Annotated in this window: 18 protein-coding genes; 10 read left to right on the forward strand and 8 right to left on the reverse strand. The window is 62.1% G+C overall.

Annotation, left to right across the window (positions count from 1 at the left end; translation table 11 throughout):
• Nucleotide 1: 1 nt before the first annotated feature.
• Complete coding sequence (locus tag LDZ28_RS26465; protein ID WP_244831495.1) at nt 2–1,105, reverse strand: tartrate dehydrogenase; 1,104 nt, start codon at nt 1,103–1,105, stop codon at nt 2–4.
• 230 nt (nt 1,106–1,335) lie between these two features.
• Entirely contained in the window at nt 1,336–2,256 is a 921-nt protein-coding gene (locus tag LDZ28_RS26470) for a LysR family transcriptional regulator (RefSeq protein ID WP_244831497.1), read from the reverse strand.
• Nucleotides 2,257–2,532: 276 nt separating this feature from the next.
• On the opposite strand from LDZ28_RS26470, the gene LDZ28_RS26475 reads away from it, so the two are divergent.
• The 3 genes from LDZ28_RS26475 to LDZ28_RS26485 all read left to right on the forward strand — a co-directional run bounded on the left by LDZ28_RS26475 (nt 2,533) and on the right by LDZ28_RS26485 (nt 7,225).
• Nucleotides 2,533–3,858 carry an MFS transporter gene (locus LDZ28_RS26475; RefSeq protein ID WP_370652283.1) on the forward strand — a complete coding sequence of 442 codons (1,326 nt, stop codon included), beginning with the start codon at nt 2,533–2,535 and terminating at the stop codon, nt 3,856–3,858.
• 46 nt (nt 3,859–3,904) lie between these two features.
• The gene (locus LDZ28_RS26480) at nt 3,905–4,801 is read left to right on the forward strand and encodes an NAD(P)-dependent oxidoreductase (RefSeq protein WP_244831499.1); all 897 of its coding nucleotides are present in this window, start codon (nt 3,905–3,907) and stop codon (nt 4,799–4,801) included.
• Nucleotides 4,802–5,095: 294 nt separating this feature from the next.
• Nucleotides 5,096–7,225, forward strand: a complete 2,130-nt coding sequence (locus tag LDZ28_RS26485; protein WP_370652295.1) for a TonB-dependent siderophore receptor — start codon at nt 5,096–5,098, stop codon at nt 7,223–7,225.
• 47 nt (nt 7,226–7,272) lie between these two features.
• On the opposite strand, the gene LDZ28_RS26490 is transcribed toward LDZ28_RS26485, so the two are convergent.
• Entirely contained in the window at nt 7,273–8,034 is a 762-nt protein-coding gene (locus tag LDZ28_RS26490; RefSeq protein ID WP_244831502.1) for an SDR family oxidoreductase, read from the reverse strand.
• 33 nt (nt 8,035–8,067) lie between these two features.
• Nucleotides 8,068–8,862 carry an SDR family oxidoreductase gene (locus LDZ28_RS26495; RefSeq protein ID WP_244831504.1) on the reverse strand — a complete coding sequence of 265 codons (795 nt, stop codon included), beginning with the start codon at nt 8,860–8,862 and terminating at the stop codon, nt 8,068–8,070.
• A gap of 133 nt (nt 8,863–8,995) precedes the next feature.
• Between LDZ28_RS26495 and LDZ28_RS26500 the strand changes: the two genes are divergently transcribed.
• Entirely contained in the window at nt 8,996–9,931 is a 936-nt protein-coding gene (locus LDZ28_RS26500) for a GlxA family transcriptional regulator (RefSeq protein ID WP_244831506.1), read from the forward strand.
• 19 nt (nt 9,932–9,950) lie between these two features.
• Here LDZ28_RS26500 and LDZ28_RS26505 read toward each other — a convergent pair whose 3' ends face one another.
• Nucleotides 9,951–10,940 carry a molybdopterin-dependent oxidoreductase gene (locus LDZ28_RS26505; RefSeq protein WP_244831508.1) on the reverse strand — a complete coding sequence of 330 codons (990 nt, stop codon included), beginning with the start codon at nt 10,938–10,940 and terminating at the stop codon, nt 9,951–9,953.
• 286 nt (nt 10,941–11,226) lie between these two features.
• Between LDZ28_RS26505 and LDZ28_RS26510 the strand changes: the two genes are divergently transcribed.
• Nucleotides 11,227–12,648 (forward strand): DHA2 family efflux MFS transporter permease subunit, encoded by a 1,422-nt coding sequence (locus LDZ28_RS26510; protein ID WP_244831515.1) that lies wholly within the window; start codon nt 11,227–11,229, stop codon nt 12,646–12,648.
• A gap of 227 nt (nt 12,649–12,875) precedes the next feature.
• Here the strand turns inward: LDZ28_RS26510 and LDZ28_RS26515 are convergent, their stop codons facing one another.
• From LDZ28_RS26515 to LDZ28_RS26525, 3 genes are all read right to left on the reverse strand, one after another.
• Complete coding sequence (locus tag LDZ28_RS26515; RefSeq protein WP_244831517.1) at nt 12,876–14,687, reverse strand: glycoside hydrolase family 15 protein; 1,812 nt, start codon at nt 14,685–14,687, stop codon at nt 12,876–12,878.
• Nucleotides 14,684–15,841, reverse strand: a complete 1,158-nt coding sequence (locus LDZ28_RS26520) for a Gfo/Idh/MocA family protein (RefSeq protein WP_244831519.1) — start codon at nt 15,839–15,841, stop codon at nt 14,684–14,686. The genes LDZ28_RS26515 and LDZ28_RS26520 overlap by 4 nt, the downstream gene beginning before the upstream one ends.
• Before the next feature lie 127 nt (nt 15,842–15,968).
• Nucleotides 15,969–16,655, reverse strand: a complete 687-nt coding sequence (locus LDZ28_RS26525) for a TetR/AcrR family transcriptional regulator (protein ID WP_244831520.1) — start codon at nt 16,653–16,655, stop codon at nt 15,969–15,971.
• Between the two features lie 143 nt (nt 16,656–16,798).
• Here LDZ28_RS26525 and LDZ28_RS26530 point away from each other — a divergent pair, with 143 nt between their 5' ends.
• From LDZ28_RS26530 to LDZ28_RS26550, 5 genes are all read left to right on the forward strand, one after another.
• A complete protein-coding gene (locus tag LDZ28_RS26530; protein WP_244831522.1) occupies nt 16,799–17,764 on the forward strand; it encodes an NAD(P)-dependent oxidoreductase in 966 nt (321 codons plus the stop codon).
• A 4-nt stretch (nt 17,765–17,768) separates the two neighbouring features.
• Entirely contained in the window at nt 17,769–18,626 is an 858-nt protein-coding gene (locus tag LDZ28_RS26535) for a sugar phosphate isomerase/epimerase (protein ID WP_244831530.1), read from the forward strand.
• Nucleotides 18,627–18,632: 6 nt separating this feature from the next.
• Nucleotides 18,633–20,231: a GMC family oxidoreductase gene (locus LDZ28_RS26540; RefSeq protein ID WP_244831531.1), complete on the forward strand. Its 1,599-nt coding sequence runs from the start codon at nt 18,633–18,635 to the stop codon at nt 20,229–20,231.
• 264 nt (nt 20,232–20,495) lie between these two features.
• On the forward strand, nt 20,496–20,819 hold the full coding sequence (locus LDZ28_RS26545) for a hypothetical protein (RefSeq protein ID WP_244831533.1): 324 nt from the start codon (nt 20,496–20,498) through the stop codon (nt 20,817–20,819).
• Nucleotides 20,820–21,037: 218 nt separating this feature from the next.
• Nucleotides 21,038–21,298: a hypothetical protein gene (locus LDZ28_RS26550; protein ID WP_244831535.1), complete on the forward strand. Its 261-nt coding sequence runs from the start codon at nt 21,038–21,040 to the stop codon at nt 21,296–21,298.
• Nucleotides 21,299–21,392: the final 94 nt, after the last annotated feature.

Consider the following 21,392-nt stretch of genomic DNA (forward strand, 5'->3'; position numbering starts at 1 on the left):
CTTACTCCGTGATCAGTGCATGTTCCGTGACGGCCTCGGCGATCGCCGTGCCGACTTCGACGGTGTTGGCGTCGCCACCCATGTCCGGCGTGCGCGGACCTTTGTCGAGGACGGTTTCGATCGCCGCGACGATGGTTTTGGCGGCCGCTTCGTAGCGCGCCTCGCCGCGTCCGAGATGCTGAAGCATCAGCGCCGCCGACCAGATCTGCCCGATCGGATTGGCGATGCCGCGCCCGGCGATGTCAGGTGCGGAACCATGCACCGGCTCGAACAGCGACGGAAAGCGCCGCTCCGGATTCAGGTTCGCGGAAGGCGCGATGCCTATGGTGCCCGTGCAAGCCGGCCCGAGGTCGGACAGGATGTCGCCGAACAGATTGGATGCGACGACCACATCGAAACGGTCCGGGTTCTGCACGAAGTGCGCGCACAGAATGTCGATATGGTACTTGCGCGTTTCGATGTCCGGATAGCGCTTCGCGGCTTCGGCCAGACGCTCGTCCCAGTAAGGCATGGTGATGGAGATGCCGTTGGACTTGGTCGCGGCCGTCAGTTGCTTGCGCGGCCGGCTTTGCGCCAGTTCGAACGCGAACTTGAGAATGCGGTCCACGCCCGTGCGCGTGAACACGGCCTGCTGCGTGGCGAATTCGCGCTCGGTGCCTTCGAACATGCGCCCGCCCACCGACGAATACTCGCCTTCGGTATTCTCGCGCACCACCAGAAAGTCGATCTCGCCGGGCTTGCGGTTCGCGAGCGGCGACGGCACGCCGGGCATCAATCGCACGGGGCGCAGGTTCACATACTGGTCGAATTCACGGCGAATCTTGATGATCGATTCCCACACGGCGGTGTGATCCGGCACGACGTCGGGCGTGCCGACCGCGCCGAAGAAAATGGCGTCGTGCTTGCCGATCTGCTGGTCCCAATTCGCGGGCATCATCGTGCCGTGTTGCAGGTAATGCTCCGTGCACCACGAGCCGAATTCGTCGAAATTGAGCGCAATGTCGTAACGCGCGGCCACGGCCTTCAGCACGCGCAGGCCTTCGACCATCACTTCCTTGCCGATGCCGTCGCCGGGAATGACGGCGATGTTATGAGTTGTTGCCATGATCTGCAAAGCCTCCGAAAGTGCGACGCGGGAATGCCCGGCGAGACGGCACAGGAGGCGGGCGCACCCAAGGCGCGCCTCTATGGAAATTGCGTTGTCTCCTGCGTCTCTTTTGCTCGCGAGCGCGGCCGCGCCCGGGCATCGGACTATGTCGAATGCCAATCTAGCGGACGCATTCGAACGACGGAAGTGCGAATCGAGGAACGGTGGCTTCGAAAATCCGCAAGGGCTCAGCGCGCGGGGCGCTCGGTATCGAGTTGCGCCGTGCTCGCGGGTCCGATCTCACTCAGAAAGTCGAACAGCCTGCGCGTGGGCAAGGCCGCCGCGCCTTCGCGCATGCCAACCGACATCATCCGTTCGGCCCAGGAATTGGTCAGGCGAATGAAGCGCAAGCGCATCGGCTGAAGAAACAGCTTCACGGCGCCCTCGGGCAACACGCCGATACCCTGCCCCACGGCGATCAACCGGCACATGGCCTCGAAGCTCTGTACCTGCACGCGAAAGCGGATGGTCTTGCCCGCCAGCGCCGCTTCCTTGACCAGCATGCGCGTGACCTCGGCTTTGTCGTCGAGCGCGACGATATCGTGTTCGAGCAGCGCGGCGAACTCGATCTCGTCGCCCTGCAATACATGATCCTCCGGCACGACCACGCTGATCCGGTCGCTGCAATAAGGCGCGAGGCGAATGCCCTCCATGCCCGTTTGCGACGTCACCACGCCGATATCCGCCCGGCCATCGCGCAACGCCTGCAAGATGTCGGCGCTGCGCAATTCGCTGATATGCAGCTTGATGTCGCGATACTTCTGCGAGAACGCTCGCAGATGCTCGGGCAACTCCTGGCTGATCGCGGAGATGTTGGCGAAGACGCGCACCCGGCCCACCGAGCCTTTCGTGTAGTCGGACAGCTCGCTATATATGGCGTCGGTCTTGAGCAGCAGCTCGGTGCCGTGGCGCGCGAGCGCTTCTCCGGCGGGCGTGGGCTCGACGCCCGCCGAAGTTCGGTTGAGCAGCGCCACCCGGAAATGATGCTCGAGCAGCGCAATGCGCCGGCTGGCCGTCGACAAGGACATATGCGAATGCTGCGCCGCCTTCGACAGACTCCCCGTCTCGACTGCGCGCAGAAAGAGAGCCAGTGAGGTGAGATCGAACAAACCAGACGCTCCGTGAATGGATCATGCCGCGCAGTATGGCACCCTCGCGGCGGCCCTCAGTCTTCGCGCCCTACAGGATTACCCTGAGCGATGCACGCGCGTGGCCGCTCGCATCGGGCGTTCGAACAATTCGAAAGCCCGCTTCAAGGAATTCGCATATCGACGGCGCGCGGCACAGGCTAAATTTCCCATGTCCTGCTGCGTCCGCCGTTTGCCACGAATCCGGCGACACTGACAGGGCTTTAAAAAATCAGTACATATATGACGGAGACAAACGTGGAAATCGATGCGACCAGCATGCCGGGCGGCGCTCTGCCGTCCGCACCCGCGCGCGACGCGGCCGCCGAGGACCGGATTTTCCGGCGCCTCGCGCTACAGATCCTGCCCATTCTCATGTTCGCGTACATCACCTCGTATATCGACCGGGTGAACGTGAGCTTCGCCAAGCTGCAGATGGCCCAGCAACTCGGCTTCTCCGATGCGGTCTTCGGTTTCGGCGCGGGCATCTTCTTTCTCGGCTATGTGGTCTTCGAAGTGCCGAGCAACATGATTTTGCAGCGCGTCGGCGCGCGCCGCTGGATCACGCGGATCATTCTGTCGTGGGGCATCGTATCCGGGCTTACGGCGTTCGTCGCCACGCCGATGCAGTTCTATGCCATGCGCTGTTTGCTGGGCGTCGCCGAAGCGGGCTTCATTCCGGCGATCATCTTCTATATCAGCCAGTCGTTTCCGAGGCACTGGCGCGCTCGCATTCTCAGCATGTTCTACGCGGCGCTCGCGCTGGCGGGACTGATCGGCTCGCCGCTTACCGGCTTCATCATGGAATACTTCAACGGCCTGATGGGCTTGCCGGGCTGGAAGTGGATATTCATCATCGAGGCGCTGCCCGCGTTTCTCGCGGCGGTCTACACGTGGCGAGGTCTGGAAGACGATGTCACGCAAAGCAAACACTGCAGCGAACCCGAACGCGCGTTGTTGTCGCGCGTGCTCGCCGCTGACCGTGCGATCACCGCCGAAGCCAATCACAAGGGCCTTTTGTCGAGCTGGCTCGTGTGGGCGTTTTGCCTCATCTACTTTCTCGACGTGTTCGGCATCTACGGCTATACCTTCTGGGCGCCGACCATGATCAAGTCGATGGGCATCAAGAGCGACTTCGTGATCGGCCTGCTCGCGGCGCTGCCAAACGCGGTTGCGGTCGTCGTCATGGTGCTGTTCGGGCGCAGCGCCGACAAGCGCGGCGAACGGCGCTTGCATGTCGCGGCCTTGCTGTTGATGGGCGCGGCAGGATTGTCGCTCTCGGTGCTCTGGCATGACAACCTGTGGCTCGGCATGCTTGCGTTGTGCATGGCCAACGCGGGATTGCTGTCGTTGCCGCCGCTTTTCTGGAGCATGCCGACGGCGGTGCTGGGCACGAGCGCGGCTATCGGCATTGCATGGATCAGCGCCTTCGGCAATCTCGGCGGCTTCTTCGGTCCTTATGTGGTGGGGTATCTGAAACAGCTTTCCGGCGGCCTCACGCTGCCGATTTTCTCGATGGTCGGTTGCCTTCTGCTCGGCTTCGTACTGGCGGTGATGTTGCCCAAGAGGCTCGTCAACCGTTGATGCGGATGCAACCGGCTTTCCAAACGACAACTCGAAGAGATAGAGCATGAAGCAACGCATCGGCATGATCGGTATCGGTCTCATGGGACACGGTATTGCGCGCAACGTGATGAAGCACGGCTACCCGTTGAGCGTGGTCGAGCATCCCGGCAACCAGCCGCTCGACGAACTGCTGGCGGGGGGAGTCAAGACCTTCACCACGGGCGAGGCGCTCGCGCGCGAGTCCGAGATCGTCATTCTGTGCGTGACCGGATCGCCCGAAGTGGAAGCGGTTCTGGGTGCGCCCGATGGCGTGCTCGCGGGTTTGCAGCCAGGCACCATCGTGATCGATTGCTCGACGGCCGTGCCCGCATCCACGACGCGCGTGGCCGAGCGCGTGACGCAGGCGGGCGGCCTCTTCATCGATGCGCCCATGACGCGCACCGCCAAGGAAGCGCACGAAGGACGTTTGAACTTGCTGGTGGGCGCGGCCCCGGAACTGTTCGCGCGAGTGGAGCCGCTGCTGCGCACGTTCGCGGAGAACATCACGCTGGTCGGCGGCACTGGCGCGGGACACAGCATGAAGTTGCTGCACAACTTCGTGTCGCTCGGCACGATTGCGTTGATCTCCGAGGCGGCTGCCTGCGCGAAGCGTGCGGGCGTGGACCCGCAAACTTTCGTCGATGTGCTCGCGAAGGGTGGCGGAGGCGGCGCGGCGCTGGAGCGGCTGCGGCCATCGCTCATCGACGGCGATCCTTCGAGCATGCCTTTTCATATGTCGAACGCGCTGAAAGACCTCGGCTACTACGTGACGATGGCCGGCGACACCCATGCCGTCGATGCCATTGCCACCGCCGTGCAGTCGACTTACGCGGCGGCGGTCGAGCTTGGGGGAGCGCACAGGACGTTGCTGGAGTTGCCGGGGTTGTTGGGTGATGCGGCTGCGGATTCCGAGCGACGTTGACGGCGTTGCTGGCCGCACATTGCGGCATGAAAAGCAGGCGGCGCGTGAAGCTCGTTTGATCGAACATTTCGCGCCGCCCCGAACCAATTAATCAGCGACGCCTACCCGCAAAAGGCCGCCAGCAGCCCTTCTCGGCGCCCCTAGATCAAAGATCGAAGTTTACAAATTCCCAAACACCCGGCAGAATTGCGCCCGTTCTAATGCGAATAGTTCGCATTTACGGCCAATAACTCGACGACGGGACTAGGGATGAAATCAGCACCACGGGGCAGTACAACCATCGGCAAATGGGCGATGCGCCCGTCCACACTGGCGACGCTCCTGCTCTTCGCCACCAGTCAATCGGCCCTTGCGCAGCAAAGCGACACCGGCTCATCGACATCCGGCAACGCTACCGAAGCCACACTCCCCGCAGTCTCCGTCACCGCTTCATCCGACACCGATCAAGGCCAGCATCTGCGCCGCGACGTTAGCACCGGCGCGCTCGGCACCCGCACGCAACTCGACACGCCCTACTCGACCACTATCGTCACCGGCGAAGAACTCGCGGATCGTCAGGCGAAAAAGCTCGGCGATGTCTTCGCGCAGGACGCATCCGTGTCGGACAACAGCAATCCGTACAACGCGTGGGCGAGCTACATCACCGTGCGCGGCATGCAACTCGACTGGCAGAACGGTTACAGGATCGACGGCCAGCCGTTCAACGCCTACGGCATCACCATGCCCTACGAACAACTCGAAAGCGTCGAACTGCTCAAGGGCTTGTCGGGCTTCATGTACGGCTTCGGCGCGCCCGGCGGCGTGGTCAACTATGTGACGAAGAAGCCACCCGTCACGGATAAGCAGATCGCCAGCGTCGATGTCGGCTATGCGTCGACGGCCGTATGGTCCGAGCATGTCGACCTGGGTGGCCGTATCGGACCGAACAGCATGTTCGGCTACCGCTTCAACGCGACGCACGAGGAAGGCAAGACCTATAACGACGGCAACGTGCGCCGCGATTCGTTCTCCCTTTCCGCCGATGCACGCCTCACGAAAGACCTCACCGCCACCTTCGGCGCGCTGTATCAGGAACGCCATGCGTCGGGCATCACGACGGCCATCTCGACCGCGCAATACACGGGCGCCTCGTTGCCCGCGACGCTCAGTGGCGGCAGCAGCACGCTCGTCACGCCGGACCAGCATCTGAACACGAACTTGCAACTCTATACTGCCGGCTTGCGCTACAACCTGAATCAGGACTGGACGCTTTCGGCCTCATACAGCTTTAGCAAGAGCACGCGGTATCGGAACGAGAGCACGTACAATCTGCTCGATCCAGCGGGCAACTACGACGACTTTCGCTTCGAAGGCAAGGAAGGGCATCAGCTGAATGCGTGGCAGGTCATGGCCGAAGGGCTCGTAAAGACCGGGCCGCTGCAACATCAGCTCGTGTTCGGCGCCGCGTATCAGAAGCAAACCAACGACAACACCGCGAACAGTTTCTACGACCAGATCGGCACGGGCAACATCTATCAGCCGAACGTCAATCGCTACGACAGTTCGGGCTTCTACACCTATCGCAACGCGGACATCACGCAGAAAGCGCTGTTCGCAAGCGATACCATCGCGCTCACCGAACGCTGGTCGGTGCTCGGCGGCGTGCGCTATACGAATTACGAGCAGCACGGCTACGGTATCGACGGCACGACGACTTCGACTTACTCGCAAAACGGCGTGGTGACGCCGAGCGTCGCGCTGATGTTCAAGCTCACGCCGGGCACGACGCTCTATGCGAGCTACGTCGAATCGCTGGAAGCGGGCAATGTCGTCGGCGACTTCTACGCGAATGCCGGAGCGATCCTCAACCCGCTGCGCAGCAAGCAATACGAAGTCGGCGTGAAGAGTCAGAACGAGCGCTGGAGCGCGACGGCTGCGCTGTTCCGCATCGAACGCGGCGCGCAATACGCCAATGGCGATAACGTCTTCGTGGAAGATGGCGAGTCCATCTTCGAAGGCATGGAAGCGGGCGCGGATGTTCGCATCGGTCGGGACTGGACGGTCGGCGGCGATCTGATGTGGATCGCGACGCACTACAAGAAAGGCTCGACATTCGACGGCAATCGCGTCGCGGGTGCGCCCGGCTTCGTCGCGGCGGCGCACGTGAATTATGCGGTGCCCGTGGTTCCGGGCCTGACGCTTGGCGCCAATGCGAAGTTCACGGGCAACACGAACCTGCGTCCGTCCGGCGATCTGAACGTGCCGGGCTTCATGATCTACAGCCTTGGCGCGACTTACACGACACGCATCGCGGGACATAACGTCGGCGTGCGCGCGGCTATCGACAATCTGACGAATCGGCGTTACTGGGAATTCCAATATGCCGACTACATTCAGCCTGGCGAGCCGCGCACGGTTTCAGTCAATGCGCGTCTGGAGTTTTAAGGAGGATCGGGGCGTTGCAACCTGGGCGCCCCTTCTCGCCTTCACGCTCAAGCGACCGGAATGGGATTGTCCGTCACGAACTGATTGAACTGCTCGACGAACGCATGTTCATTCGGTCCGGCGTTATCGCGCAGCGGCTTCGCGGCATCGACCACGACTTCCGTCGTCGCTTCCGGCAGCTTCTGCATGATTTCGGCGATGAACGCTTCCAACTGCATCGCGCGCGGATCGCCGCTCTTGTGGACCAAGTCCGTATCCACCCACGGCGGCGCGATCTCCAGCACGCGCACGCTCGAATCGCGCAGCACGAAGCGTTGCGACATCGAATACGAATGGATTGCCGCCTTGGTCGCCGAATACAGCGCGGTCGCGGCGAGCGGCACGAACGCGAGCACCGAACTGTTGTTGACGATATACGCCTGTTGCTGCGTCTTCAGATGTTCGACGAACGCCGCGCTCACGCGCACCGTGCCGAGCAGATTCGTGTCGATGAGGCGCACCGCGGCTTCATCGTCGAGCGCGCCGCCTGCATCGTCGAACGGCATGATGCCCGCGTTGTTGATGACGACATTCAACGCCGGATACTTTGCGATCAATTGCGCGGCGACGCTGCGAATCTGCGCGGCGTCGGCGATATCGAGTTCAACCGTGTCGATGCCCGGATTCGCGCTTGCGACTTCATCGAGCAGCGCACGGCGCCGTCCCGCGACGATCACCTGATTGCCGCGCTGATGAAACGCTTCCGCCAACGCGCGGCCAATGCCCGAAGTGCCGCCCGTGATGAAGATGGTATTGCCCGTGGTTTTCATGGTCAGTCCAAATGTGGAAAAGAGAACGATGGTTCAGGCCGCGTAGCGCGCGGCGGGTGCGTTGGTCGACAGTTCAGGCGCCATCGCCTGACGCGCGGCTTCGTACGCCTGGTACTTGGCGCCGTCGTGCAGCGAGGGAATCGTCACCAGTTCGCCGCGCTCGAAGCCGATTAGCGAGGCATCGACCATGTCGGCCGCCGACATCACGATTGCGGGGTCCAGATTGTCGATAGGGAGCCCGCCGCTTTCCCAGAAGTCCGTCGCCGTCGCGCCTGGCAACACGGCCTGCACGCGCACGCCTTTCGCCGCGAGTTCGTGATGCAGCGACTGGCTGAAGGCCAGCACGAACGCCTTGGTGCCCCCATAGACGCCGTTGAGCAACTCCGGCGCAATACTCACGATAGACGCGATATTGATCACCGCGCCCTTGCCGCGCGCGACGAAGCCCGGCACCGCCGCATAAGTCAGGCGGGTGAGCGCGGTCACGTTGAGGTCGATCATGCGGGTCATTGCATCGACGTCGCTGTCGAGCAAAGGCGTATGCGTACCGACGCCCGCGTTATTCACCAGCAGCGTGATGCTCGCGTCGTCCTTCAGCTTCGCTTCGACACGCGCGAGCGCCGTGCGGTCGTTGAGATCGGCATCGATGATCTCGACGCCCTTCTGCGTTTCATTACTGATACGTTCGGCTAGCGCGGCAAGCTTCTCGCGGTTGCGCGCCACGAGGATAAGGTCGTAGCCCGAACGCGCAAGACGCTCGGCATAGACCGCGCCGATGCCCGACGATGCGCCCGTGACGAGGGCCGTGCCGCGATGGTTCTGAGACATGATGTCACTCCGGTTCGAATGGTGGTGGTGAATCCGTGAGTAGATTCTGCGCGGAATTGACCGCGACCGAAATGACGTATATGGTCGTGTTTTCGGACAAACGACTTTTTTCGGACATCGAGGACGAGGAAACATGCACAGCATCGGCTATCTGTTGAGCGACGGCTTTCAGGTGATGGCAATCGCGTCGCAGTCGGTGTTCGAATACGCCAACCACGTAGCGGGCGAGCCCTTTTATCGGATGGCCAACTATTCGGCGCACGGCGGCGAGGTGTGTTCGTCGTTAGGCATGAGCGTCGGCACGCGCCGGGTCAGTGCGCGTGCCTCCGTGGACACATGGATCGCGGCGGGCGTGAACACGCCGCTCGACACACCGCCGCCTCGAGAAATACTGGCGTTCCTGCGTCGCACGGGTACGCGGGCGCGGCGCATCGCGGGCATTTGCACGGGCAGCTTCGTGCTCGCGGAAGCCGGGCTGCTGTCGAACCGGCGCGCGACCACGCACTGGTTCTACGCACGCGAGATGCAAAGCCGCTTTCCCGATGTGCGCATCGAGGACGATCGCATTTACATCGTCGATGGTCCTATCTGGACGTCTGCGGGCATGACTGCCGGTCTGGATCTCGCACTCGCGATGGTCGAAAAAGATCTCGGCCCGGACGTTGCGCGCTCTGTCGCGCACAAGCTCGTGATGCCGCAAAGGCGTTCGGGCGGCCAGTCGCAGCATTCGGAGATGCTCGATCTCGCGCCGAAATCAGACCGCATTCAGAACGCGCTCAACTATGCACGCAAGAATCTGGGCCGGCCGCTGACGGTCGAGGAACTCGCGGGCGAGGCGCATCTCAGTCCGCGTCAATTCAGCCGCGTGTTCACGGAGGAGACGGGGCAATCGCCTGCGAAGGCCATCGAAGCGTTGCGGCTGGAAGCAGCGCGCCTGATGATCGAAAAAAGCCGGCATCCGCTGGAGACCATCGCGAAGGAAACGGGGTTTCGGGATCGCCGGCATATGCGCGAGGCGTTCATGCGCGGGTTTGGCTTGCCGCCGCAAGAGGTCAGGCGGCGGGTTTAGCGTTGCATAGGCAGGCTAATCAGCGCGGCGCGGATACGACTTCCAGCGCCACGAGGTTCGAAACATAGCGCCCGGCCTTGCCGTCGTTGGGGATCACGAGGCGCGCAAAACCGGTGGATGTCAGCGGGGCGCCATTCATCGCATAAGCGACGATGTCGGGCTGATTGCCAAAGTCCGGCGACAGTTCGGCAAGAGAAATCACAACGCGATAGCCATCGCTGCCGGTTGCGATCACGTAGAAGCCGAGCAAGTCGTTTTTAGTCGCAGTGTTGGTCTGGATGCCCGCTGCGTTGATCAGGTCCCACAGGCTCGCGCCCGTGTAGCTATTTCCGCCAGCCGTGCGCGTGACGGGAGGCAGCGCCTGCAATGCTGCCGTGTCGAAAGTCGCCGGGTGATTCAGCGCACCGAGAAGCTGGAACTGCGTCGTGAGACCGCCGCCGCCCGCCGTGACCGTGGACATCGCGGAATGGACTTCGAGCTTGACGAGGTTCGAGACGTATCGGCCGCCTTTGACGTCGCCGGGAGCAGTGACGCGCAGTGGACCGTCCGTGCTGTTGAGTGCCGCGCTCGCGCCGTTGAGCGTCTCGGCATAGGCCACCAGATCGCCGCGATTGCCGAAGTCCGGACTCAGTTCGCCCATTGCGAACAGCGCGCGATAGTTGTCGCTGCCGGTCGCCACGACATACTTGCCCAGCACGTCGTTGTGAACCGCCGAATTGACGACGATGCCAGCCTGGTTCAACACGGACCACACCGTCGCGCCGGTGTAGACGTGGCTTTGCTGGCCCGTGCCGCTGCCGAAGGAAACGGTTTGCGTGGTGGCCGGAAGTGCCTGGATCTGCGCGAGTGTGAGATTGCCCGGCGTGGCGACTTCACCGGACACGGACAAGGTCGCTTTCGGTGCGGGTGGCGAGTCGTCGTTGCCGCCGCAGGCCGTGACCGCGAACGGGAGCAACGCGAGCAAAAGCAGCAGCGAGGCAAGACGCTTGAAGTCGTGTGCGAAGCTCATCGGTGAGGTCCTTTATTCCGGGATCGTTATCGTCGATATATCGGCTCGCTATATCTACGCCGATACAACGCATAACGCTTACAGAATCGAAGGGAAATGGCAATGGGTAGTAGCAACTAGGAACAACGATGGGCGTATTGGTCATACAGAGCGGCGCCGCCCGAATTCGAAAAAGTGCCAGCCGCGCGAGCGTTCGCAACGGCGCGTTGAATCACGGCCGGGTTCGGGAACGCAGTAATACTGGTAGCATCCACCCTCAGCCCGCACCCCGCCTTCCGGCAAGACAATGACAGACTCAACCGACCGCACCGTCTCGCTCGGCCCGCTTCCCTATGTCGTGGCCGCGACGTTCTTCATGGAGTATCTCGACACCACGATCATCGCGACCGCGCTGCCGCAGATGGCGCATTCGTTCAGTACGAGCCCCAATGCGCTGAGTCTCGGCATGAGCGCCTACATGATCGCGCTCGCCATCTTCATTCCCGCAAGCGGCTGGGTGGCGGACCGCTTCGGCTCGCGCAGCGTGTTTTTCAGCGCGATCGTGACCTTCACGCTGGCGTCCTTGCTCTGCGGCATCTCGCAGAACGTGGAGCAGTTTACGGCGGCTCGGGTTCTGCAAGGCATCGGCGGCGCGTTGATGGTGCCGGTCGGCCGCTTGACCGTGGTGCGCAGCGTCGACAAGAAGCAGTTGATGCAGGCCATCTCCACCATCACGTGGCCGGGCATCGTCGCGCCGGTGGTCGGGCCGCCCATCGGCGGCTTCATCACCACGTATGCATCATGGCGCTGGATCTTTCTGCTGAATCTTCCGGTGTGCCTCGTCGTATTGCTGGCCGTGCTGAAGTGGGTGCCGAATCTGCGCAGCGGCGAACGCCGGCCGTTCGATGTCACCGGGCTCATCCTGAGCGGTCTGTCGCTCACCGCCATCCTGTATGGCGCCGATATGGCAAGTCAGCCGGATACCAATCCGTGGGTCGGACTGGCCGTGATCGCGGTTGGTCTCGTCATCGGTGTGATCGCTTATCGGCATGCACTCGTCGCGCGGCATCCGCTCATCGACGTGACGACGCTGCGTATCCCCACGTTCTCGGTGACCGTGGTGACAGGCACGTTTACGCGTATCGGCATCGGCGCCGTGCCTTATCTCATGCCGCTTCTGTTTCAGATCGGCTTCGGGCTGTCCGCGTTCAAGTCGGGCTTGTTACTGCTTGCAAGCGCTCTGGGCAATCTCGGCATGAAGGCGCTCACGACCGGCATCCTCAAGCGCCACGGCTTCAGGAACGTGGCGATCATCAACTGTGCGGTATGCGGCGCGTTCACCATTGCATGCGGTCTGCTCACGCCGGCGTCGCCGCTCGTACTCACGCTGCTCGTGATCTTCGTTTACGGCGTGACGCGCTCGATGCAGTTCACGTCGCTCGCCACGCTCGCTTACGCCGATGTACCGACGCAGCAAATGAGCGCCGCCAACACGATGTGGAACGCGGCGATGCAAATGAGCATCGGGCTCGGCATTGCATTCGGCGCGTTGGCGTTGCGCACGGCATCGGCTTATCACGGCAAGGACGGCGCGCACGCGCACACCTTCACACTCGACGACTTCCGCCTTGCGTTTCTCGCCGCGGGCGTGGTGACGCTCGTGTCGATCTACGGCTACGTGAAGCTCTCGCGGGATGCCGGGCACAAACTCAGCGGCGCATCACGATGAAGCCCGCCGCATGAGCAGCGATAAAAAAACGCCCGCGACGGACCTGTCGCGGGCGTGTTCCATGGCGGGTCATTGACGACTCTCTGCCTACAGGAGAAACACCGCGCGTCAGGAACGGGGTGTCTCTGACACGACCCTCGGTGATGTCCCACAGTATGGGTCTAATAAACGCAATGACATAGGTGAATGCCCGCGCTGACGGTCGAGACGGCACCGTTCGCCACGAATTAGATGTCGTCCTCCATTCGCCCCGATGATTGCAACGCCGTGAGAGCCTGAATGATCGCGAGATGCGTCAACCCTTGCGGCAAGTTCCCGAGGTACTCGCCGGTTTGCGGATCCGCCATCTCAGGGTAGATTCCGACGCCATGCGCGAGCGCTTCGATGGCCGCATCGAAGGCCTTGGTCGCGCGGTCTTTCTGTCCCAGCAACGCGCGAGCTTCGATCTGCCAGAACGTGCATGCGAGAAAACACCCTTCTTCTTCCGACGCACGGCTGTATCGATAGTGATATGCGCCTTCGCCCAGTTCGCGTTGAATGGCGTCGAGCGTACGTTCGGCGCGTTCCTTGCCGTCATAGCGAAAGCGTGTGGCGAGCGCCATGGACGCGTCGAGCTTGTCGCTGCCCGGATACATCACATATGCGCCCTTCTCTTCGGACCAGCCATGTTCGTCGATCCATTGCTCGATGCGATCGCGCTCACGCGCCCATCTATCGCGGCATGTGGTCGGCAACTGCCCGCTATCGGCCAGTTCGACCGCACGCGCGAGCGCTTCCCACGCGCTGAGTTTGGACATCGTGTAATGCTGAGCTTCCTCGAGTTCCCAAATGCCCGCGTCCTTCAGACGCCAGCGGTCGGCGCATTGATCCGCGAGACGCGAGAGCGTCTGAGCGCTCTGTGAATCGAGGATATTCCCCGCGCGCACGAAAACCGCGGCCGTTCCAAAAATATCGCCGTAAATGCCGTGCTGATGCTGATTGGTCGCGGCATTGCCTGTGATGACCGGCGCAGAATTCATGTAACCGGGAAGGCCGGTCTCGTGCACATCCGCGACGACGTCGCCCGACAATGAAAACAACACGCGCGCGCCTTGCGTCTCGATTCGCTTCAGTAGCCACGTAAAGGCCGCCTTCGCTTCTTCCTGCGCATTCATGCGCAAAAACGCCTTGATGGTGTAGCCCGCGTCGCGTATCCAGGCGTAGCGATAGTCGAAGTTCTTCTTGCCGCCAATCCGCTCGGGCAACGATGTAGTCGCGGCCGCTGCAATCGCGCCGCTCGGCGAAAAAAGCAAGAGCTTGAGCGCAAGCGCGCTGCGAATCAGAAGCGGCCGATACGGCCCGTCATAGCGCAGCTTCGTGGTCCACTCGCGCCATTCGTTGTCGGACTTGTCGATGCGCCTGTCGATATCCTCGATTGGCGGCACGACGAGCGGCTCGTCTTCTCCCGCGACGATCGCCACGGTCTCGCGCTGTCCCTTACGCACGACCACATGCGCGACGACACCGGCATCCGCGCGTTCGTCGACGACCACACCTTCGCTATGCAGAAAGAGCCCCAACACGCGGCCCGCATGAAACACCGCGCGTTTGCCGATCATCGAACAATACGGATTGATCGTATCGTCCTGACGCCCGAAGACGATGCGCAAGTCGAATCGCATCTCACCCTCGATGCCTTCAATGCGCCGTGCTAACTCGGCCCAGGGGAGTCTGCCCGCGCCGCCGCTGTTGTGCGACTCGACCAGCCTCGCGCGGCCCGACGCGGTGGTGAAGACGGTCTCGAGCACGTTGCTGTCGTCGCGATAACGCCGCTCGACTTCGAAGGCTTCGGCGGGCGTAATGGCAAAAAAACCGCCTGTTTGCGGATTCAGCAACCGGTCGAAAAGCGGCGGCGAGTCGATGCTCGGTACGCACCACCAGTCGATCGATCCATCCGCTCCGCTCAACGCAACGGAGCGGCCATCGCCCAACGCGCCGTAGGCATCGAGCGGCAGAAAGCCATCGGCGTCACGTCGAGTCTTCTCTTTGCGCGAATTCAATTTTTCGGCACCTTGTCGATGCCTTCGGCCGGATTGCTCGTGTTCACGAGTTCCGGCGACTTCACGGCGCGCAGCGTCTGCAATTGCGCGGACGTGTCGATACGCCGTGTGCGCACGAACGGATCGAGCTTGACCGGTCCACCGGTTTCAAGTGCCCTGACGATGCCTTCGATCACGCGCACATCGGCGAAACCTTCTTCCGCGTCGGGCTCCGGATGCGTGTCGTTCAAGATGCACTCCGAGAAGTACTTCATCTCGCCGCCGAAGTGGTCCGTGTTCTTAAACGAATGATTTTCTTCGTCCTGGCCAATGGTCACGGCCTGTTCGAGCGGCTTGCCGTACGTATAGCACGGCCGCATTGCGATGCTTCCCTTCGTGCCGACAGCAAAGAACGACTCCATTGCGTTGGCCGCATACGACACGACGAACTGCGCGAGCCGGTCGCCGGGAAATTTCAGCGTGACGGCGACGGTGTCGTCGAAATCGCCGAGACCGGCTTCCGGATGCCGCACGCCGACAGCCGAAACAACCTCGGTCGGCTCGTCCTCGAACACGTAGCGCGCGGCGTTGAGCGGATACGGTCCCATGTCGAAGATCGGGCCCGCCGTGATGCCGCTCGTCGCGCGATGGTTTGCCGGGTCCACCTTCTGCACGAACGTGGACGTGAAAAGAATGATGTCGCCGAGCTCTCCCGAACGAATGCGTTCGATGGTCGACAACGTGCCGGGTTCGAAATGCAAACGGTAAGCGACCATCAGTTTCGCCGTCGATGCCTTCGCGGCTTCGATGATCGCCTGACATTGCTGCGTGGATACTTCCAGCGGCTTTTCGACGAGCACATGCACGCCCGCTTTCAGCGCCGGAATGACGAACTCCGCATGGCGCCAGTTCGGCGTGGCAAGGTAGATGGCATCGATGTTGCCGGAGGCGAGCATCTCATCGAATTGCTCATAGCCATAGGTGTGCGCTACATCGTATTGCTCGCTCAATTTGCGCGCCTTCTCGGGATCACTCGTAACGAGCGCGGTGATCTCCGAGTTATCCGTGTGACTCACGCCGGGCATCATCGCTTCCTGCGAGATGTCGCCCAAACCTACGATCGCATAGCGGACTTTCTTGCTCGAACCCAAACCTACTGCGGACAAAATACTCATCGTTGCGCCTCTTTTGGAGAGTGACGGTGACGGACAGGCATGCGCCCGAACGCCGGCCGTGAGACTCAGGGAAGGCGCAACTTTTGTTCCAAGGGGTTAATTTCGTGCGACGGTTACGAACGGCCAGTCAATCCGCGGCCGGCTTCATGAGCAACGTCAACACCGACTCGACCGCGAGCATCCGCTGCTTCTTGCGTGTCGACTTTTTGGCGAAGTCGACATCGAACAGTGTGCCGAACGTATGCCGGTTCGACACGCGATAGATGCACAGCGCGCTGATCAGATAGTGCAAATCCACCGCGCCGATGTCGCGTCGGAACGTGCCCGCCGCAATGCCGCGATGGAGAATGTTCGTCAGCGTTTCGAGCACCGGACGATTCGTCGCCTTGATGGTCGGCGACTTCTTCAGGAACGTGGCGTTGTGTATGTTCTCGATGCTGATGATGCGGCTGAACACCTGATTATTCTCGTGAAACTCGAACGTGTTCTCGATATAGCGCGAGAGCAACTGCTCGGCCGGACTTTCTTGATCGAGACGCGTGGCTTCCTCGGCATCGCGGATCAACGAATAAACGTGCTCAAGCACCGCGAGATAGAGCCCGTCCTTGTTCGTGAAGTAGTAATAGATCATCGCTTTCGATACGCGCATGCGCTCGGCAATCGCGTCCACGCGCGCGCCCGTGTAGCCGTGCAGCGCGAACTCTTCCGTGGCGATTTGTAGAATCTCGGCGCGCGTGCGCACAGCGGCCAGATCGCGCTGATTCGTCCGCTTCGGCTCGGGCGCGGGAACGGATTCGTAGGTATCGGATGGCATCGGATCGTTCAAGTAGATGGCTGGCGACTGGGGTTATCCCCAAGTGTCCATGTTTCTCCATCGATTAATCTACCACCACCGATTTAACGAACCTACTAGTTAGTCAGTGAAATCGAGGAACGAACGAGACATCGGAGGCGGCAATGAAAGTCTGCGTGACGGGCGGCAATGGCTTTATCGGTGCGTGGCTGGTCAGACGCCTGCTCGCCGAAGGACAAACGGTGCGTGTGTTCGACCTGAATCCGCCGGGCAAGCTGATTCGTGTGCTGCTGGGTGCATCGCTTGAACGCGTGGAATGGTTGCAAGGCGATATCGGCGATACCCGCGCGGTCGATCAGGCGCTCGCGGCTTGCGATGCCGTCGCGCACTTCGCCGGCGTGCTCACGCCCTTCTGCCAGAACGATCCGGTGCGCGGCGCGACCATCAACGTGATCGGCACGCTGAACGTCTTCGAGGCCGCGAAGAAGCACGGCATCGCGCGCGTGGTCTACACGAGTTCGGCGGGCGTCTACGGACCGAAGCACGCGGCGTATCCCGAACCGACCACGCACTACGGCGCGTTCAAGCTCGCCACGGAAGGCTGCGCGCGTAGCTATTGGTACAACGCCGGTCCGGACGGACGCGCGGTGGCCAGCGTGGGCTTTCGTCCATTCGTGGTCTACGGTCCGGGGCGCGAAGACGGCGCAAGCGCGGGCGTGAGTCTCGCGTGCCAGGCGGCGGCGCGCGGCGAGCTCTACACGATTCCCTTCACCGGCCGCACCGGCATGATCCATGTCGACGATGTCGTCGAAGCCTTCTGGGCCGCGCTCACGCGCGTGGTCGAAGGCGCGCATGTCTTCAATCTATGCGGCGATGTGCAGAGCACCGATGCACTCATCGAAGAGATTGGCAGGCAAGTGCCCGGCGCGCGTCTTTCCGCCAGCGGCGCGCCGTTGCCGATTGTCGCGGACCTTCCGCCCGACGACTTAAACCGCGTGCTTCCCGGCTTGCCCGTGACCTTGCTCGCAGATGGCGTCGCGCGCTCGCTCGCGTTTTTCGCCAAGCATGACACGCTCGAAGACGGCGCTGAAAGCGCCCAGGACATTCAACCCATCAGCCTGAACGCCTGACGCCATGACGCATTTGCTCTCCCTTGCGCACCTGACCCTGATCGAACTCACGCCGCCGGAAATGATCGAGGCCGCCAGCGCGGCGGGCTTTCGTTCGGTGAATCTGCGGCTTGCGCCCGTGGCGCCCGGCGAGCATCAGCATCCGATGATCGGCGCCACGCTCACGCCGATGATGCGCGAGACCCTCGCCCGCATGTGCGATCTGAACGTAGCCGTGCACGATGTCGAAATCGTGCGCCTGCTGCCCGATACCGACATCGACGCGCACGAGCCCTTGCTTGCGGCGGCCGCCGAACTCGGCGCGCGTCACATGCTGGTTGCGGGCGACAGTCCGGACGAAGCGGCCATCGCGGATCGCTATGCGCGACTCTTCGAACTCGGCGCACTTCACGGCATTGGAATGGGGCTCGAATTCATGCCGTGGACAGGCATCAAGAACATGGCGTCCGCGCGTCGCGTGCTGACGCTTGCGGGCACCGGCTCGATCATCGTCGATTCCATGCACGTCGATCGTTCGGGTGGCAGCGCGGAGGAAATCGCAGCATTGCCCGCGAACCAGCTCGCGTATTTTCAGTTATGCGATGCGCCGCGCGAACGCCCGACGACCGACGCCGAACTCATTTTCCAGGCGCGGCAGGCGCGCTTGCCACCGGGCGATGGCGGTATCGATCTGCGCTCGATGGTCCGCGCGCTGCCGCCTGACACCGTGATATCCGTCGAGATTCCGATGCACGGCTTGCCGAATCTCGCGCCGCCCATGGAGCGTGCGCGTGCGTTGCGCCGTGCAAGCGAAGCGCTCATCGCCGAAGCCGCCGCTGCGGGTCCGCTTGCCGGCAGGCGCGCAAATGTGACGAGTTACTGAGGCCACATGTCGACGCAATGGGATCGAGAAGCGGACTTCGTGATCGTCGGTGGCGGCAGCGCGGGTTGCGTTTTGGCGAACCGGTTATCGGCGAGCGGCGCGCATCGCGTGCTTCTCATCGAAGCCGGCCCGCGCGACCGTCATCCGATGATCCACATTCCTGCTGGCTTTCTTTCGCTGATCGAGCATCCGGTTCTGAGCTGGCGTTATCGGTCGGCGCCGCAGCCGCACATGGATTCGCGCGTGATCGCTTATCCGCAGGGGCGCATGCTCGGCGGCACCGGGTCGATGAACGGCATGCTCTATGTGCGTTCGGCCAGAGCGGAACATGCGCGTTGGGTCGATGAAGGTTGCGCGGGCTGGTCCTTCGACGACATCCTGCCCATCTACGAACAGATGGAGAATGCGGGCGGTGCGAGCCCGGCGAACGTCTTGCCGGTGAATGATTTCATGGAGACGCATCCGCTCAGTCAGGCGTTTCTCGATGCGTGCGGCCAGACTGGAATGACGGTCCGCGCAAGTCATAACGGCGTCGAGCGCGAAGGCGCGGCGCCGTTTCAACAGAATCGCGCGGGACGGTTTCGCGCGGGGCCGGCGCAGACGTATCTTCGAGGTATCGGCAAACGGGCGAATTTCGGGTCGATGACCGACACGCTTGCAGAACGCATTCTCTTCGATGGCACGCGTGCGGTTGGCGTGCAGGTGTCGCAAGCGGGACGCACGATCAAGGTTCGCGCGCGTGCCGAGGTGATCGTGGCGTGCGGAGCGATCCGCTCGCCGCATCTATTGCAGTTGTCGGGCATCGGGCCGGGCTCGCTGATGCAGAAGCTCGGCGTGAACGTCGTGCACGAGAACGACAACGTCGGCGAGAATCTGCGCGATCACTATTCCGTGCGCGTCACTCAACGCGTGCGCGGCCAGTCGACCTTCAACGAACGCACGCATGGCGTCGCGCTTTTCAAGGAACTGTCGCGCTATGTGGCGGGAAAGGGCCTGCTCACGTGCGGCGCAAGCACGTGCGCCGCGTTTGCCCGCAGCAGCGCTGAAGCCAACGCGCCCGATCTGCAACTGAGCTTCGCGCCCGCGAGCTTCGAGCCGGGCACGTATGCGCTCGAACGCGAGCCGGGCATGACACTCGCCATCTATCAGTCGTACCCGCATAGCAAGGGCAGCGTGCACGCCACTTCGCCCGATGCTGACGCGGCGCCCGTCATCTCTCCACGCTACCTCACGGATGCGCGCGATCAAGCGGCCGTCGTCGCGGGCCTCAAACTTGGCCGCAAGATTTTTTCGATGACCGCGCTTGCGCGATACATCGAGCACGAGACGCTGCCGGGCGATAACGTCATCGCCGACGATGCGCTCCTCGACTATGCGTTGGCTCGTGGTGTGTCGGGGTATCACTTGGTCGGCACGTGTCGAATGGGCGGCGGCGAAGATTCCGTGGTCGATCCCCGGCTTCGCGTGCGCGGCGTGCAAGGCTTGCGCGTGATCGATGCATCCGTTCTGCCCGGTTGCACGTCCGGCAATTCGAATGCGCCGACGATCATGGTGGCGGAGAAAGGCGCGCGGATGTTGATGGAGGATGTGAGCGAATCGAGATGACGACACTGACTATCGTCAATCTGTGACGTCATCGACGAAATGGGCCACGGGATGCCTGAAGCTGGCTAACGATCGAACATCGATGCATGAGATAGGCGTCGCATGGGGACTGGCTTTGCGGCTTTTCATGCCGAAAATGCTCCTCACTTGATGCCGGCCTGCTCTATGCGAATTGAAAGCCTGCGGCACGCTGTTTGCTGCCTAACAGGCAAGCAGGCGGCATTCGTCTGTTTCCATATTCCAATCCCTTAAAGGAGACGGATCATGAGCAAAGCAATCAGCACTTTAGTCGCGGCCGTCGCCGCACTCACCTTGTCGGCCGGCGCTTTCGCGCAGTCAGCAGGCGGCTCGAACGGTGGCGCAGGGTCCTCCGGGAGCACGGCCAGCCCGGCAAATCAGGTGAACCGCGCAACGGGCGGCTACGGCACGCCGGGCGTGACGAACTCGGACAGCGGCATGGGCGCCCGTGCGCCGAATTCGGGGCTTCCTAGCGGCACGAACGGCACTTCGACGTCGGCCACGAGCGCACCGAAGACCAATAACACGCTGGCTACCCCGAGCGTGGTTTCGCCGGCAGCGGGTCAATAACCTGGCGTGAAGATAGCGGCGAGACAGCATCGTGCGCCGCGTGAAAAGGCCGCTTTCCTCAGGGAATGCGGCCTTTTTCGTTTGATCACGCGAAAAGCGATTCCCACCGATCGGCAAAACATTTCAGCGACCGTGTAACAATTTTAGTGTCGATCATTGGGCTTGCGGCAGGCTTCCACAGCACTCAGGAAATTCGTGTTCCTTGCCGATATACAGGCATGAAACCCAACGACCCATTTCCCACCGGATCATACGAACTGCGCTTGACGGACGCCGACCTGGCGCACTTGCGCATCGTCATTCCGGACGAAGTGCGCGATCGAAACCGCGTGCTGCCGCTTGCATACTGGCGGCGGCGTGTCATGCAGATTCTGGAAACGAGGCATCTGGTGCCCGCGCAACTGGCCGTTGCGTCAGCCTTGCTCGCGCAGATCGATTCAGCTGTCGAGACTGAAACGCCGCTTGCGAAGGCGAGTTGAACGCTCACACGCCTCACACGCTTCACACCGAAACGCTGCCACACAGTGTTGTCGATGGATGACACTATGCTCCGCTCTACTCTCCCCTTTTCCG

Source organism: Caballeronia sp. TF1N1 (genome assembly GCF_022878925.1).
Classification (GTDB): Bacteria; Pseudomonadota; Gammaproteobacteria; order Burkholderiales; family Burkholderiaceae; genus Caballeronia.

Excerpts from the sequence above, each read along its gene's own strand:
- LDZ28_RS26465 (WP_244831495.1), bottom strand. The coding sequence starts at position 1,105 with ATGGCAACAACTCATAACATCGCCGTCATTCCCGGCGACGGCATCGGC.
- LDZ28_RS26480 (WP_244831499.1), top strand. The coding sequence starts at position 3,905 with ATGAAGCAACGCATCGGCATGATCGGTATCGGTCTCATGGGACACGGT.
- LDZ28_RS26485 (WP_370652295.1), top strand. The coding sequence starts at position 5,096 with ATGCGCCCGTCCACACTGGCGACGCTCCTGCTCTTCGCCACCAGTCAA.
- LDZ28_RS26490 (WP_244831502.1), bottom strand. The coding sequence starts at position 8,034 with ATGAAAACCACGGGCAATACCATCTTCATCACGGGCGGCACTTCGGGC.
- LDZ28_RS26495 (WP_244831504.1), bottom strand. The coding sequence starts at position 8,862 with ATGTCTCAGAACCATCGCGGCACGGCCCTCGTCACGGGCGCATCGTCG.
- LDZ28_RS26500 (WP_244831506.1), top strand. The coding sequence starts at position 8,996 with ATGCACAGCATCGGCTATCTGTTGAGCGACGGCTTTCAGGTGATGGCA.
- LDZ28_RS26505 (WP_244831508.1), bottom strand. The coding sequence starts at position 10,940 with ATGAGCTTCGCACACGACTTCAAGCGTCTTGCCTCGCTGCTGCTTTTG.
- LDZ28_RS26510 (WP_244831515.1), top strand. The coding sequence starts at position 11,227 with ATGACAGACTCAACCGACCGCACCGTCTCGCTCGGCCCGCTTCCCTAT.
- LDZ28_RS26520 (WP_244831519.1), bottom strand. The coding sequence starts at position 15,841 with ATGAGTATTTTGTCCGCAGTAGGTTTGGGTTCGAGCAAGAAAGTCCGC.
- LDZ28_RS26525 (WP_244831520.1), bottom strand. The coding sequence starts at position 16,655 with ATGCCATCCGATACCTACGAATCCGTTCCCGCGCCCGAGCCGAAGCGG.
- LDZ28_RS26530 (WP_244831522.1), top strand. The coding sequence starts at position 16,799 with ATGAAAGTCTGCGTGACGGGCGGCAATGGCTTTATCGGTGCGTGGCTG.
- LDZ28_RS26535 (WP_244831530.1), top strand. The coding sequence starts at position 17,769 with ATGACGCATTTGCTCTCCCTTGCGCACCTGACCCTGATCGAACTCACG.
- LDZ28_RS26540 (WP_244831531.1), top strand. The coding sequence starts at position 18,633 with ATGTCGACGCAATGGGATCGAGAAGCGGACTTCGTGATCGTCGGTGGC.
- LDZ28_RS26545 (WP_244831533.1), top strand. The coding sequence starts at position 20,496 with ATGAGCAAAGCAATCAGCACTTTAGTCGCGGCCGTCGCCGCACTCACC.
- LDZ28_RS26550 (WP_244831535.1), top strand. The coding sequence starts at position 21,038 with ATGAAACCCAACGACCCATTTCCCACCGGATCATACGAACTGCGCTTG.